The 12,877-nt window shown below is 47.9% G+C and carries 16 protein-coding genes; 9 read left to right on the top strand and 7 right to left on the bottom strand.

All coding sequences use genetic code 11. The annotated features are described in order from the left end of the window. Positions 1 to 583 precede the first annotated feature (583 nt). Positions 584 to 940 (bottom strand): hypothetical protein, encoded by a 357-nt coding sequence (locus IM299_RS15830; RefSeq protein ID WP_028014145.1) that lies wholly within the window; start codon positions 938 to 940, stop codon positions 584 to 586. A gap of 416 nt (positions 941 to 1,356) precedes the next feature. After that, the gene (locus IM299_RS15835) at positions 1,357 to 2,259 is read right to left on the bottom strand and encodes a LysR family transcriptional regulator (protein ID WP_193357794.1); all 903 of its coding nucleotides are present in this window, start codon (positions 2,257 to 2,259) and stop codon (positions 1,357 to 1,359) included. Between the two features lie 98 nt (positions 2,260 to 2,357). On the opposite strand from IM299_RS15835, the gene IM299_RS15840 reads away from it, so the two are divergent. From IM299_RS15840 to IM299_RS15855, 4 genes are all read left to right on the top strand, one after another. Beyond that, positions 2,358 to 3,080, top strand: a complete 723-nt coding sequence (locus tag IM299_RS15840) for an SDR family oxidoreductase (protein WP_028014143.1) — start codon at positions 2,358 to 2,360, stop codon at positions 3,078 to 3,080. Between the two features lie 163 nt (positions 3,081 to 3,243). Then, positions 3,244 to 4,020 carry an isocitrate lyase/phosphoenolpyruvate mutase family protein gene (locus tag IM299_RS15845; protein ID WP_193357795.1) on the top strand — a complete coding sequence of 259 codons (777 nt, stop codon included), beginning with the start codon at positions 3,244 to 3,246 and terminating at the stop codon, positions 4,018 to 4,020. Beyond that, positions 4,004 to 5,050, top strand: coding sequence for a bifunctional transcriptional activator/DNA repair enzyme AdaA (locus IM299_RS15850; protein ID WP_193052127.1), 1,047 nt, complete (start codon positions 4,004 to 4,006; stop codon positions 5,048 to 5,050). The genes IM299_RS15845 and IM299_RS15850 overlap by 17 nt, the downstream gene beginning before the upstream one ends. 574 nt (positions 5,051 to 5,624) lie before the next feature. Continuing rightward, on the top strand, positions 5,625 to 6,476 hold the full coding sequence (locus tag IM299_RS15855) for an aminoglycoside phosphotransferase family protein (protein WP_063411787.1): 852 nt from the start codon (positions 5,625 to 5,627) through the stop codon (positions 6,474 to 6,476). A 263-nt stretch (positions 6,477 to 6,739) separates the two neighbouring features. Here IM299_RS15855 and IM299_RS15860 read toward each other — a convergent pair whose 3' ends face one another. After that, complete coding sequence (locus tag IM299_RS15860; protein ID WP_142471948.1) at positions 6,740 to 6,958, bottom strand: hypothetical protein; 219 nt, start codon at positions 6,956 to 6,958, stop codon at positions 6,740 to 6,742. A gap of 300 nt (positions 6,959 to 7,258) precedes the next feature. Beyond that, positions 7,259 to 7,957 carry an arsenical resistance protein ArsH gene (gene arsH, locus IM299_RS15865; RefSeq protein ID WP_180264367.1) on the bottom strand — a complete coding sequence of 233 codons (699 nt, stop codon included), beginning with the start codon at positions 7,955 to 7,957 and terminating at the stop codon, positions 7,259 to 7,261. Between the two features lie 85 nt (positions 7,958 to 8,042). Here arsH and IM299_RS15870 point away from each other — a divergent pair, with 85 nt between their 5' ends. Genes IM299_RS15870 through arsC form a run of 3 tightly spaced genes read left to right on the top strand, consistent with a single transcriptional unit; the run spans position 8,043 to position 10,134 of the window. Then, the gene (locus IM299_RS15870; protein ID WP_142471946.1) at positions 8,043 to 8,363 is read left to right on the top strand and encodes a transcriptional regulator; all 321 of its coding nucleotides are present in this window, start codon (positions 8,043 to 8,045) and stop codon (positions 8,361 to 8,363) included. A 43-nt stretch (positions 8,364 to 8,406) separates the two neighbouring features. Further along, positions 8,407 to 9,696: an arsenic transporter gene (locus IM299_RS15875; RefSeq protein WP_023329310.1), complete on the top strand. Its 1,290-nt coding sequence runs from the start codon at positions 8,407 to 8,409 to the stop codon at positions 9,694 to 9,696. A gap of 12 nt (positions 9,697 to 9,708) precedes the next feature. Beyond that, a complete protein-coding gene (arsC, locus tag IM299_RS15880; protein WP_142471945.1) occupies positions 9,709 to 10,134 on the top strand; it encodes a glutaredoxin-dependent arsenate reductase in 426 nt (141 codons plus the stop codon). Positions 10,135 to 10,437: 303 nt separating this feature from the next. Here the strand turns inward: arsC and IM299_RS15885 are convergent, their stop codons facing one another. From IM299_RS15885 to IM299_RS15895, 3 genes are all read right to left on the bottom strand, one after another. Continuing rightward, entirely contained in the window at positions 10,438 to 10,842 is a 405-nt protein-coding gene (locus tag IM299_RS15885; protein ID WP_043017490.1) for an H-NS family nucleoid-associated regulatory protein, read from the bottom strand. Positions 10,843 to 11,395: 553 nt separating this feature from the next. Continuing rightward, a complete protein-coding gene (locus IM299_RS15890; RefSeq protein WP_193357796.1) occupies positions 11,396 to 11,623 on the bottom strand; it encodes a hypothetical protein in 228 nt (75 codons plus the stop codon). Between the two features lie 268 nt (positions 11,624 to 11,891). Further along, a complete protein-coding gene (locus tag IM299_RS15895) occupies positions 11,892 to 12,110 on the bottom strand; it encodes a cold shock domain-containing protein (RefSeq protein ID WP_180264366.1) in 219 nt (72 codons plus the stop codon). 266 nt (positions 12,111 to 12,376) lie between these two features. Here IM299_RS15895 and cspF point away from each other — a divergent pair, with 266 nt between their 5' ends. Continuing rightward, a complete protein-coding gene (gene cspF / locus IM299_RS15900) occupies positions 12,377 to 12,589 on the top strand; it encodes a cold shock-like protein CspF (protein WP_188245869.1) in 213 nt (70 codons plus the stop codon). An 81-nt stretch (positions 12,590 to 12,670) separates the two neighbouring features. Then, on the top strand, positions 12,671 to 12,835 hold the full coding sequence (locus IM299_RS22970) for a YnfU family zinc-binding protein (RefSeq protein ID WP_213076404.1): 165 nt from the start codon (positions 12,671 to 12,673) through the stop codon (positions 12,833 to 12,835). Positions 12,836 to 12,877 lie beyond the last annotated feature (42 nt).

Here is a 12,877-nt window from a genome sequence, read left to right on the forward strand (position 1 = left end):
AGGATTTGGTTTTGAGGATATAAAAATGATATAGCCAGAAAACGGTGAATGTGCAAATTAAGCTTTCGTAAATAAAGGGGTAAGTCGTAAGAAGGGCATTAATTTATTGATGAGGTTTATGTATTTATTTTATTATTAGATTGTTTTTATTGGTTTTTTTCTGAGTGCAGTATGCTTTTTATTTATGTTTTAGAAGTGGTTTAATAATTGGTAGTGACGTTTTTGAATGCAATTAAAAATGTTATTATTTAAAGCTGCTTAATCATGGTTTAAGTTAGGATAACATTTTTGATGTAGGATATATTATATTAATAGGGATTTAAAATATATTCTTATGTGGTGTTGGAATTATGCTACTGCGAACAGGAAATATAATAACCTGCTGTATTTTCAATACGGTCATTCATTTACCTGATACTGATGGCGAAAAAAATGACCACAGAGATGGGCATCCGGACATTTGCATCAATACCCTCTGTCGTCATAAGGCGGCGAACAAAAAGGGGCAGATATACACGACGTATCGCTTTTACTCGAAGTAATAAAAAAGGCCGCTAACGCGGCCCTGAGATGAGTGTGTCGATTACTCAGTGACTTTCTTTTCCAGCTCGCTGGCACCTTCTTTGGTTTTGTTCCAGCCTTTCTCTGCGCCTTCTTTAGTGGCATCCCACCCCTTCTCGGTGCCTTCTTTGGTTTTATGCCAGGCTTTCTGGGAATCTTCGCTGACTTTGCTGCCAAAGCTTTCGCTCTTACCTTCCGCAGCATGCTGCTGTTTCAGCTTCAGCTCTTCGCCTTTATTCTGCTCTTCGTGCAGTTTTTGCTTCGCTTCGTTGGCGTTTGCGTTCGCCGCAGCGACGGTATCGTCAGTTGCATGTGTGGTCGCAGCAAATACTGGGGAAGCCAGCAGAACGGCAGATAATGCGATAATTGTTTTTTTCATAATATCCTCATTTAACGTTATCGGTTATGAGCGTGATTCAGCATGGCACAGACGAAGCGGGGTGGCTTTAGGAAAAAACTGTAATGAGATCAAAGTACCCAGGTAAGCGCCTCCTTGCTTGAGGATCACCCGAAGGATAAAAAACCTATTTCTATGAGGGCTGCAAGGGTCAGCAGAATAAAGAAAATAACGACCATGGGTCTGTACATTTTAAGGCTCCATCCTTGTGTGATGTCTTGTCCAGCGTACGAGATACATCGTTAAGCCATCCCCGGCGCGACATATCCCCTGAGTGAATTGTGTCCGTTTTTACTTTTCCATGGGAGGAGGGCGGTGTCGTTGATGTTTATCAAAGGGTAGCGGCAGGGTAAGGAAAATCTGCATGAAAATTACTGGCCTTGTTAGCGTTGAACGCTTTACGTTGCCGCTGGCTCTCGCCACTGGCGGACGTGCTCGATCAGGGCTCTTAGCTTGGGCGCCATATTGTGACGCTGGGGGAAATAGAGATAAAAGCCTGGAAAAGACGGAAGAAACGCATCCAGCAGGGCAACAAGCTGCCCCGTTTCAATATACGGAGTGAATGTATCCTCCGTGGCTAAGGTTATGCCGCCGCCGGCCAGTGCCAGGCTGAGCATAAGGCGCAGATCGTTTGTGGTGATCTGCGGTTCAATCGCCACATCGAAAGGAACGCCCGCCTCCTCAAATTCCCAGCGATAGGGGGCAACGTCCGGGGCTGGGCGCCAGCCGATACAACGGTGAGCCACCAGCTCGCGGGGGTGCTCAGGTACGCCGTGAGTCGCCAGATAGGACGGTGAAGCCACCACCCTCTCACGCTGCTGACCCGTAAGGGGAACGGCGATCATGTCTTTTTCAATAACTTCACCCAGCCTTACCCCGGCGTCATAGCCCGCCGCCACGATATCGAACTCTACGTCCGACACGAAGATATCAAGCGATACCGCAGGATGCGCAGCCGCAAACGAAGCGAGCAGCGGGCCAGAGAGAAACGCTTCCGCGATTGAGGTGACCGCGATTCTGAGCTGGCCGCGCGGTGCGCTGTCCGACGCGACGTCTTCAAATGCCGCTTCAATATTGGCGATGGGGGCCTGCAACGATTTACGCAGCCGTTCTCCTGCTTCAGTGAGGCTTACCGAGCGCGTGGTGCGCATCACCAGCAGGGTTTGAAAACCATCTTCAAGACGCCTAATCCCCTGACTGACAGCGGAGCGGGTTATGCCCAGCCGCGCGGCGGCAGCGCTAAAGCTGCGCTCCTCGGCGACCGCCAGAAAAACAGGTAACAGATTGAGATCAATTTTCATTGTTTAACATTGCTAACCAGTGAGTCCAGTAAATGCAGGATACAAGAAACAATGGTGAGTATCTATTATCACGTTGAACTCAACGTAAGGAGCAAAATATGAACAAAGTTATCTTAATTACCGGTGCATCAAGCGGTATCGGAGAAGGTATTGCCAGAGAGTTAGGCAAGGCAGGCGCGAACGTTTTCCTGGGCGCTCGCAGGCTGGATCGCATCAACGCCTTGGCTGCTGAAATCCGCAGTGCAGGGGGGGAAGCAGAGGCCGCAGTCTTAGACGTTACCCGCCGCCAGTCGATGGCTGACTTCGTACAGGCAGCGCGTGAAAAGTGGGGCCGCATTGACGTGCTGATTAACAACGCGGGCATCATGCCTCTTTCTCCGCTTTCGGCAGGCAAGCAGGATGAGTGGGAGCGCACCATTGACGTGAATATCAAGGGCGTGCTGTGGGGGATAGGCGCCGTTCTGCCGATTATGGAAGCCCAGGGCTCGGGACAAATCATTAATATCGGCTCGATTGGTGCCTTGTCCGTGGTGCCCACGGCTGCCGTCTACTGTGCCACCAAATTCGCCGTACGGGCGATTTCGGATGGTTTACGTCAGGAAAGTTCGAACATCCGCGTGACCTGCGTTAACCCTGGGGTAGTGGAAAGCGAACTGGCCTCGACCATTACGCACCCGGAAACCATGGCGGCGATGGACGCGTACCGTGCTATTGCCCTCAAACCTGCTGATATCGCCCGCGCTGTACGCCACATCATCGAGGCGCCTGAGAGTGTCGATACAACAGAAATTACGATCAGACCGACGGCATCTGCGAACTAACGTTGCGGATGAAAAAATGCAGGTTAGCGCAGCTGGTTTACAACAGATCTGACTGGTCTGCGAATCCAGACTACGCTTGCTAAAAAATGGTCGTCTGAATTTCGGTTGTGACATTCATACTGAATGCTTAGATTCATTTTCAATCTATTTAGAGGAATTGAATATGAATTTTGCAGAACTCCACAACCAGGAGCAGCCCCTGCTTATCGCTAACGTTTGGGACGCCGCCAGTGCTGTCGCAGCGCAAGAAGCAGGCTATCAGGCACTGGGAACGTCCAGTGCAGCAATAGCGTCCATGCTGGGATATGAAGACGGGCAGGGAATGCCGTTTGATGCGTTATTTTATGTGGTCACCCGTATCCGGGCTGTCAGCAGCCTGCCATTGAGCGTTGACATGGAAGCAGGATATGGTGATTCAGCCGAAGAGATAGTCGCTAATCTCAGGCGCCTTGCTCAGACAGGCGTAGCAGGCGTTAACCTTGAAGACAGCAGAGTCATTAATGGTAAGCGTCAGCTTGACGATATCTCTGATTTTTCCCGTAATCTGAGAACAGTATGCAATGCGCTGAGAAGCGAAAACTGTAGCCTGTTTCTTAACATTCGGACTGATACTTACCTGCTCGGGCATGATGACGCATTGCAGGAGACGATATTACGGGGTCAGAGCTATAAAGCTGCAGGTGCTGATGGCCTTTTTGTTCCCTGCCTGACGTCAGAGAAAGACATCAGCCTCATTGCAGAGGCAACGGGTCTGCCTCTGAACGTCATGTGTATGCCCGATCTTCCGTCGTTCGACAGGCTGAAACGGGCCGGGGTAAACCGCATTTCAATGGGCAATTTTGTTCATTCAGCCATGCAGTCAAAGCTGAGTGATGTAATGCATGCGATTCGAACTCGTCAGTCATTTGCAGGACTTTTTAACGATGAAAATAACCGATAAGAATTTGTGTGATATCTGGTATCAGGCATTACTCGAACGAGATTCAGAATATACCGGCGTATTTTTTGTTGGCGTCAAAACTACTGGCGTATTCTGCATTTCGGTATGCCGGGCGCGAAAGCCCAGGCGCGAAAATGTTGAATTTTATAAAGATGCCAAATCTGCCCTGGCGGATGGCTTTCGTCCCTGTAAGGTCTGCAGACCCGCTGAAAATGCGCACAGTGCGCCATTATATGTTGAACAAGCGCTTGCGCTTGTCAGGCGCGATATTAAATCCCGTGTGGCTGACGCGCAGCTTCGCCAGCACGGAATCAGTCCGGAGCGGGTAAGACGCTGGTTCCTGCAACATCACGGCATCACTTTTCAGGCTTTCCAGCGAATGCAGCGGGTGAACGTTGCCCTACAGGAGCTCAAAAGCGGACGAGCGGCTACTGACGTTGCGCTGGACAATGGCTATGAATCCCTGAGCGGGTTTGGTTACATCTACAAGCGGCTTACTGGCGCAGCGCCGACTCAGGCAACCGAGGTGATTGTCATTCATCGGTTTACCACTACGCTTGGGCCTATGTTTGTCTGCGCGACAGAGCGGGGAGTGTGTCTGCTGGAGTTTACCGATCGCCGGATGTTAGAAACGGAATTCCGCGATATCCAGCGTTTATTTAACGCCAGAATTGTCACCGGAGAAAACAGCCATACCCGGCAGACAGTAAAAGAAATCAGCGAGTATTTTGCCGGAACTCGCCGACAGTTTGAGCTCTCTGTGGATGCCCCGGGCAGTGATTTTCAACAATCCGTCTGGCATGAGTTGCGTGCAGTTCCTTATGGACAGACTTCGCACTATCAGGCCATTTCGCTAGGGATGAATAAGCCCAATGCTGTGCGCGCCGTCGCTGCAGCTAATGGTGCAAACCGGATTGCGATTGTGATCCCTTGTCACAGGATAATTGGCAAAGATGGAAAGATGACGGGTTACGGCGGTGGTATTTCGCGCAAAGAATGGCTCATTGAGCATGAGCGAAATAACGTTTAATGGCGTAATGTTCCATTGTTGCCGGAATATTTTACGAACTTCGCGGGATAAAATGCAGACACAAAAAAGCCCGCAGGGCTTGCGCCGTGCGGGCTCTTAGGACTTCATCGGATGACTCTGGTAATCACCGATGGAGAATTTTGGTGGAGCTGGCGGAGTCTGAATTGGTTTTTTAATCCATTGAATTTACTTTGGTAACTACTAGTTCAACTTTTTGCTGGTGCCTATTTGGGTGCCTAAAAGTTTTTTCTCCCTTTGATGAGAAAAATGAGACGAGATAGTGACTGTGCGTGATGATATCTAGTTGGGTCGTCACACTGAAAACAGACTTGACCTGCTCACCGTTGAGTAACAGAGAACAACTTAAGTTGACCCTCAACTGTTGTGACAACGACTGTGATTTCTTCTCCTCGCTTAGAGCGGACCAACCCACCTCAACTCTGGCCGCTATGTGCCAGAAGCGGAAGTTGCCTTACTAGAAAACAGCATGCAGGAAAGCGCTTCACCTATGGGTTAAAATGCCTGAATGCATACCTATTTCCCACTTTGATTGTAAGGTTTTAAAGAAAGCTTTATGGATACGTTCAAGTTAAAACCATGGCTACATCGCTGGAACCTCATTCCTGATGGCACTCCATTTATAACTCATACATCACAGTTGTATCCGGTCAAAACAGCAGCTCAGGGTATTAAAGCCATGTTAAAAGTTACGGATGACCTTGATGAACAAGCCGGTAATGCACTAATGGCATGGTGGGAAGGGAATGGTGCGGCACAGGTGATTGCACATGAAAATGAAGCCATTCTACTCTCAAGAGCCACAGGTTCCGCGTCTTTATCAGCAATGTCCCGTGGAGATAAGGATGACGCAGCTTGTCGTATTTTGTGTATGACTGCGAACCAACTTCATTCATTCGCAAAAAAACCGTTTCCCCAGCTTACGCCTTTACATGAATGGTTTAATCCTCTAAAACCAGCGGCCTTGAAGTATGGCGGTATCCTGACACGTTGCGCAGAAATCTCAGAAGAATTGCTTTCTTCTCCACGAGATGTAGTTGCATTACATGGGGACTTACATCACGGAAATGTGCTTGATTTTGAAACATCTGGCTGGCTGGCCATTGACCCCAAAGGGCTAATAGGTGAACGGGGATTCGACTTTGCTAATATTTTTACTAATCCGGATCTTGGTAATCCAGTACCTCCTGTTGCGACTGTACCGGAGACATTTCAACAGCGCCTAAGTATCGTCACCGGGATGGCTGACCTGGACAGAGAACGCCTGCTCAAATGGATAATTGCATGGTGTGGTCTTTCAACCGCCTGGTCCCTCTCAAGTAACGAAACGGTTTCAACAACGATTAAAGTTGCCGAGCTGGCGATGACTGAATTGGAACAGTGCGTGGGATATCAACAATGGGTATAGTGGTTTCCTGTACGTCTGCTCCTCGCTCATAGCGGACAGTTTCATCCCTATGTGCTCCCATCAGCCTTCATTGGCTCATATGTGGCTTTCGAGAGCTCCGCTGGTGCCAGCCTGTCAGCGATACTTGCGCAGCAAACTCGCCGCGCATATACGGTTTGGGGTTACCTTTTATCAAACGCTAAGACTACTATTCGCCTGCCAAATTTTTTGGATAAAAGCCATCATTACCAAAGCAACATTGAAAAATGCTTTATTAAAAGTGCTCACGCCTGCATTCCCTTAGCCCGTGCCAGGTTAATTCTTTCTACGCATTCCCTAAACGCTTTTAGTTGCTCCGTAGAGAGTTCAGATTCATCGATTTTGACCAGAAGAACGTTGAGAGAGCGTTCAATATCATTTTTAATTAACCGTAAGCAGATAACCTTAACCCAACGTGGAGAGAACTTACTGAGGCCAATTGCTCTTGTGATTTGAAATTTCATGCGATGCCTCTCAACCGCCAGTGTGCCGATTTTCAACCTCGGTTATAACACGCAATGGACAGGACGTCTGTTATTCCTTCGCCTAAAATTTAGCATGAAGCGCTTAGCTTGCGTGCAACCAGGATTTCATTAAACATCAAAATTAGTTTCGCATCATGACGCGCAAGCGCCACGTCATAACCAGAGTTACTAGCTCACCTTAAGGTAGTTTTTCATATTCTGACACCGGATGGGATATCTCCTTTATGCCATAGCGGATGTTATTAATCTCATGCAGTATGGATTCATGAAAAACATACGTTAAATTTTGTCCTGATTGACACGGGATGAAAGCTCCTGATAGCTCTCTTTTCTCTCGCTGTAACGATCTGCAAGATAACCAGTTTGTCCCTTAAGCAGCACAGTGATTTTAAACAGCTCCTCGGCTACATCGACGATACGGTCATACCATGACGAAGGTTTCATTCGGCCGTTTTCGTCGAACTCTTGCCATGCCTTAGCAATGGATGACTGGTTGGGGATAGTGAACATCCTCATCCATCGGCCCAGAATGCGCATTTGGTTCACCGCATTAAAGGACTGCGAACCACCGCAGACCTGCATCACTGCAAGTGTTTTGCCCTGTGAAGGACGAACCGCGCCTTCACTTAAGGGTATCCAGTCGATCTGCGCCTTCATAACTGCGCTCATAGCCCCGTGCCGTTCCGGAGAACTCCACACCATCCCGTCACACCATCTGACCAGACCGCGTAGCTCGGTGACTTTAGGATGCGTGTCCGGAGCATCATCCGGCAGGGGTAAACCGGAGGGGTTAAAGAGTTTTACCTCCGCGCCCATCGCCGTGAGCAGGCGACCAGCTTCTTCCGCGGAAAAGCGGCTGTACGAACGCTCTCTTACTGAGCCATACAGGATTAGAATCCGTGGCGGCTCCTGCAGGTGCAGGCGTTCAGCGATGTGTAGATCAAAGCATTCGGTGTTCAGGGCAGGAAATTGTTCCATTTTTCTCCTCCGGAGAGAATAGATGATTTCAAAGTCAATGCATATGATTTACCATATGTATATTCTAAAGGGAATGGAGTGATAAATGCTACAACCTGTTCAGCTTTTCAAAATCCTGTCGGATGAAACACGGCTTGCCATCGTCATGCTTCTCCGGGAGTCCGGTGAACTGTGCGTCTGCGATATCTGCGCGGTCACCTCCCAATCACAGCCCAAAATTTCGCGACATATGGCTATCCTTCGCGAGGCTGAACTGGTTCTTGACCGTCGGGAAGGCAAATGGATCCACTATCGTCTGTCACCCCATATACCGGCGTGGGCAGCAGAGACAATCACGACGACCTGGCTGTGTCTGCGCGAGGATGTACGTGAATGGCTGAACAAATCAGCCTGTACCTCCTGCTGAGACAGTAAACATATTTACATAATCATATATAACGGAGTCTGAGATGCTTTTGGCAGGGAGTATATTTTTACTGACGCTGGTACTGGTGATCTGGCAACCCAGAGGCCTGAGTATTGGCTGGAGCGCGAGTATCGGGGCAGTGCTGGCGCTTGGAACCGGTGTCATCCATATCGCTGATATTCCCGTTGTCTGGAATATCGTCTGGAACGCGACAGCGGCATTTATTGCGGTCATCATCATCAGCCTGCTGCTCGATGAGTCCGGCTTCTTTGAATGGGCCGCACTGCACGTCTCCCGCTGGGGTAACGGACGTGGCCGCCTGCTTTTCACCTGGATAGTCTTGCTCGGTGCCGCTGTTGCTGCGTTGTTTGCCAATGACGGCGCCGCGCTGATCCTGACGCCGATTGTGATTGCGATGCTGCTCGCACTGGGGTTCAGCCAGGGCACGACACTGGCCTTTGTCATGGCTGCAGGGTTTATTGCAGATACGGCCAGCCTGCCGCTCATTGTTTCTAACCTGGTTAATATCGTCTCGGCGGACTTCTTCGGTCTGGGCTTTACGCAGTACGCCTCCGTTATGATCCCCGTGGATGCGGCAGCGATTGCGGCCACGCTGATCATGCTGCATCTCTTCTTCCGCAGGGATATTCCGGCAACGTATGACGTTTCGCTGCTGAAGACGCCTGCAAGTGCGATCAAGGATCCGGCAACCTTCAGGGCGGGTTGGATTGTCCTGTTATTGCTGCTTGTTGGTTTCTTTGTTCTTGAGCCGCAGGGGATCCCGGTCAGTGCAATAGCGGCGGCTGGCGCAGCAGTGCTGTTTGTGGTGGCGAAAAGAGGCCATGCCATCAACACCGGGAAAGTCCTGCGCGGTGCGCCATGGCAGATAGTTATTTTCTCGCTGGGCATGTACCTCGTGGTCTATGGCCTGCGCAATGCAGGGCTCACGGAGTACCTGTCTGGCATGCTGAATCTGCTGGCAGACAAGGGGTTATGGGCAGCGACGTTCGGCACTGGCTTCCTGACGGCATTTCTCTCATCGGTGATGAACAATATGCCGACGGTACTGATTGGCGCGTTGTCGATTGACGGGAGTACGGCGACCGGCGTCGTCAAAGAGGCAATGATTTATGCCAATGTGATTGGCTGCGATTTAGGCCCGAAAATCACCCCGATTGGCAGTCTGGCAACACTGCTGTGGCTGCATGTGCTTGCCCAGAAAAATATTACTATCACCTGGGGATATTACTTCCGTACCGGCGTTGTCATGACTGTACCGGTGCTGTTTGTCACTCTGGCCGCGCTGGCGTGGCGGCTCTCTGTCACTTTGTAATGAGAAACTGATATGAGCAACATTACCATCTATCACAACCCGGCCTGTGGCACCTCACGCAACACGCTGGAGATGATCCGTAACAGCGGCAACGAACCGACGATAATTTATTATCTCGATACGCCACCGACCCGTGATGAGCTGATTAAACTTATTTCAGATATGGGAATTACGGTGCGTGCATTACTGCGTAAGAATGTTGAGCCTTATGAACATCTGGGTCTTAATGAAGAGAAATTTAGTGATGAGCAGTTGATTGATTTCATGCTTCAACATCCGATCCTGATTAATCGGCCGATTGTAGTTACGCCGCTTGGCACTCGTCTTTGCCGTCCTTCAGAAATAGTGCTCGATATTCTACCGGAAGGCCAGAAAGGAGCGTTTACCAAAGAGGATGGCGAGAAGGTCATTGACGAAACGGGGACGCGGCTTAGGTAATCTGTCCACTTCAAGATATCGGACGCCTGTTTAATCTACGAGGGCGTCCGCTTGCCGTTCACTAAAGACCTCCAGCCTACTAACCCCGTCCGCATCATGCTATGAGAGGAAAGACTGTGGTGTTGGCTGCATTACAACTGCGTAATGTCACCATTAATACCTTCTTTACCCAGTTTATAGCGCAACATAAACTCTTCATGAAACACCTTGTTGAAGCCAGTTACGAACCAGCTGCTTCTCGACGATCCTCTAAGGATGGTTGTGGACTATCCGTAAAAAGAGCCGGGTATGCCCGGCTCTTTTTTAGCTGATTTCGAAATCTTTTAATTCCCCACCTTCAGCAATCAGATTTGAGATCCGCTTCGGCATTCGCCCCTGACCTGACCATGTTTTTGACTCTCCAGTTTCGTCAGTATATCGATACTTCGCGGGGCGGGGGGAGCGCGTTCTTTTAGCCTTACCCGGAGAGCCAATAGCAGCCATAAGTTCGGATGGGTCGATACCCTCATCAAGCATCATCTGACGAAGTGATTCCAGTTTATCGCGGCGCTGACTTTCATTTGCAAGACGTAATGTCTCTTCTTCTCGTCGTTCTATAAGAATAAGTTTAAACTTTTCTAGAACATCTTCCAGCACATCTAAGGACATTTCACGAGTCTGGGAACGTAAGGTACGGATATTGTTCAACTGTGTGAGAGCATCTGACATAAAGAGACCTCTTAAAATTTCAGCAAATACCAATGTCGACGGTTGCTCATCAACCCGATTTTTCTTAATGAGCATTTTAATCCGATTGGTACATATTGTTATTAACGAGGTTTAGACTACTGATATAAATCTCTTATCGCAAGACAAAACTAAGAAGAATGTGCAAGAACTAAATTCTAACTCCTACGAAATGTCCATGCATTTTTGAAGGTACTTAAAACTATGATGCCAGGAGTCATCCGGAGAGTCTTTTTATACCCTCATAACTTATTGCTTCAGTTACACCTGATGAGATTTAAAATGAAGAGAGACATCGCCGCCACTTAGCAAGGTTTTTCACAAATGGCAAGATGGCACGCAGGGGAGAGACACTTGCATTTTGTCAGAGCGTAGCGAATTACTCTCTCTTTATAGAGGTGTTTCTAAAAAAGTGTAATGTAAAAAAAAGCCTGCTGTTAGCAGGCCATAAATGTTTTTAACTCTTTTTTTGTTCGATTCTGATAAATAGGGTAAGCATGCAATTAAACGTGGAGCAGAGAGCATGACAAAAATGTTATAAATATTTCCTGGCCGCATCAAGTATCTCCTGTGACGTTAACTCCCTGTCAGTAGCCACGTAAACAATACCATGATCGCCAGTTAAGGAAGGAAAACCTGCAGACATAATCCGAAGATGTGTTTCTTCACCGTTTGGATATTCCTGCCTGATTGAGGATATACCTTCCAGAACGGTCATGACTTTACAGGATTCAGCATTAAAGATAACAAGGACTTTAATCATATTCTATTACCCTGTTCTCTCGTGGATATTAACTGGCAGATGCCATTAAGTTCAAAGCCATTACGCACTTCTTATTTAACTTGCGGTTAGCTTGTGCTTTTAGACTTTTTATGCAGTAGTACTGCACTTCATCACATCGGTTAGCATACTCATAATTTTGAAAAATAGGCTGATTAGATATTAAGAATAAACGACTTTCATCTGATTTAAGTTATGGATCTGTCTACTCAGGAATAATCCTTCATCGTTATCGCAGACCCACAATGATTTATTTATCGCAAAGTGTTACGTTTGCAGCAGCAGGACCCTTGTCTCCGCGGTGAATGGCGAATTCAACTTTCTGTCCTTCAAATAAAGTTTTAAAGTTGTCGCCATTAAGCGCAGAAAAATGGACAACGATATCTTTGCTGCCATCAAGAGGAGAGATAAAGCCAAAACCTTTGTCTTCGTTAAACCATTTTACCAGGCCTGTAATTCTAGAGGTCATACTGACTCCTGTTATACATCATTGTATTGATAGTAAACGTATGGACTCAAAAAGAGGGGATATCAACGATAGCGCCTGGTAATGAGAACTGCCCGGAAAATTTCTAACTTTCATTCGTACATCGAACTGATGGGATTCATTAAGGCACATGGAATCGATATAAGCAAATTATCTTTTAGCCGTCCAGAGGTCCTGTAGGAAAAATAAAAATGGCTGAATGCCATTTTCAATGTATAGTCTTTACGTGTTTTCAGTAAGGAATTGACTTGTCCCATAAAATGACAGGAATTGTCAAAAGCTTTGACATTCTTAGTGGTAAAGGCCTCATCATCCCATCTGATGGCCGAAAAGACGTTCTGCTTCACATTTCAGCCGTTAACTTTCGCGAATCAGAATTACTCATCCCAGGAAGCCGCATAGAATTTTGCCGGATCAACGGTCTCAGGGGGCATGTGGCTGCAAACATTTATCTTTCCTGATTTTCAGCGTGACAAAATTAACAGATCAAAACTTAACCACACGTGGTACAGTGAATCTCATTCATTGAAAGGTTAATGGTTATGTCTGTTATCAATTACGCAATGAAACTCTTCAGCAGTGCGTCTACTGCCACTGCTGCCTGTCCTGTTTGTGGCTTAAAATCAGCACAACCGTTGTCAAAAATCCGGCTCAACCAGACCATGCTTTGCCCCGGATGTAAGGCTCTGTTTATCTCCCGACGCTAGCTCGACCAAAACCGCAGAACAGAGCTCATGTCCTATACTTAT

The sequence above is a fragment of the Enterobacter cloacae complex sp. P47BA genome (assembly GCF_014930485.1).
GTDB classification, from domain to species: Bacteria; Pseudomonadota; Gammaproteobacteria; order Enterobacterales; family Enterobacteriaceae; genus Enterobacter; species Enterobacter bugandensis.

What these genes read in the sequence shown, in the direction of transcription:
- IM299_RS22970 (WP_213076404.1), top strand. Translation starts at nt 12,671, where the DNA reads ATGTCTGTTATCAATTACGCAATGAAACTCTTCAGCAGTGCGTCTACT.
- IM299_RS15835 (WP_193357794.1), bottom strand. Translation starts at nt 2,259, where the DNA reads ATGAAAATTGATCTCAATCTGTTACCTGTTTTTCTGGCGGTCGCCGAG.
- arsH (WP_180264367.1), bottom strand. Translation starts at nt 7,957, where the DNA reads ATGGAACAATTTCCTGCCCTGAACACCGAATGCTTTGATCTACACATC.
- IM299_RS15840 (WP_028014143.1), top strand. Translation starts at nt 2,358, where the DNA reads ATGAACAAAGTTATCTTAATTACCGGTGCATCAAGCGGTATCGGAGAA.
- arsC (WP_142471945.1), top strand. Translation starts at nt 9,709, where the DNA reads ATGAGCAACATTACCATCTATCACAACCCGGCCTGTGGCACCTCACGC.
- IM299_RS15870 (WP_142471946.1), top strand. Translation starts at nt 8,043, where the DNA reads ATGCTACAACCTGTTCAGCTTTTCAAAATCCTGTCGGATGAAACACGG.
- IM299_RS15875 (WP_023329310.1), top strand. Translation starts at nt 8,407, where the DNA reads ATGCTTTTGGCAGGGAGTATATTTTTACTGACGCTGGTACTGGTGATC.
- IM299_RS15830 (WP_028014145.1), bottom strand. Translation starts at nt 940, where the DNA reads ATGAAAAAAACAATTATCGCATTATCTGCCGTTCTGCTGGCTTCCCCA.
- IM299_RS15855 (WP_063411787.1), top strand. Translation starts at nt 5,625, where the DNA reads ATGGATACGTTCAAGTTAAAACCATGGCTACATCGCTGGAACCTCATT.
- IM299_RS15860 (WP_142471948.1), bottom strand. Translation starts at nt 6,958, where the DNA reads ATGAAATTTCAAATCACAAGAGCAATTGGCCTCAGTAAGTTCTCTCCA.
- IM299_RS15845 (WP_193357795.1), top strand. Translation starts at nt 3,244, where the DNA reads ATGAATTTTGCAGAACTCCACAACCAGGAGCAGCCCCTGCTTATCGCT.
- IM299_RS15895 (WP_180264366.1), bottom strand. Translation starts at nt 12,110, where the DNA reads ATGACCTCTAGAATTACAGGCCTGGTAAAATGGTTTAACGAAGACAAA.
- IM299_RS15850 (WP_193052127.1), top strand. Translation starts at nt 4,004, where the DNA reads ATGAAAATAACCGATAAGAATTTGTGTGATATCTGGTATCAGGCATTA.
- IM299_RS15885 (WP_043017490.1), bottom strand. Translation starts at nt 10,842, where the DNA reads ATGTCAGATGCTCTCACACAGTTGAACAATATCCGTACCTTACGTTCC.
- IM299_RS15890 (WP_193357796.1), bottom strand. Translation starts at nt 11,623, where the DNA reads ATGATTAAAGTCCTTGTTATCTTTAATGCTGAATCCTGTAAAGTCATG.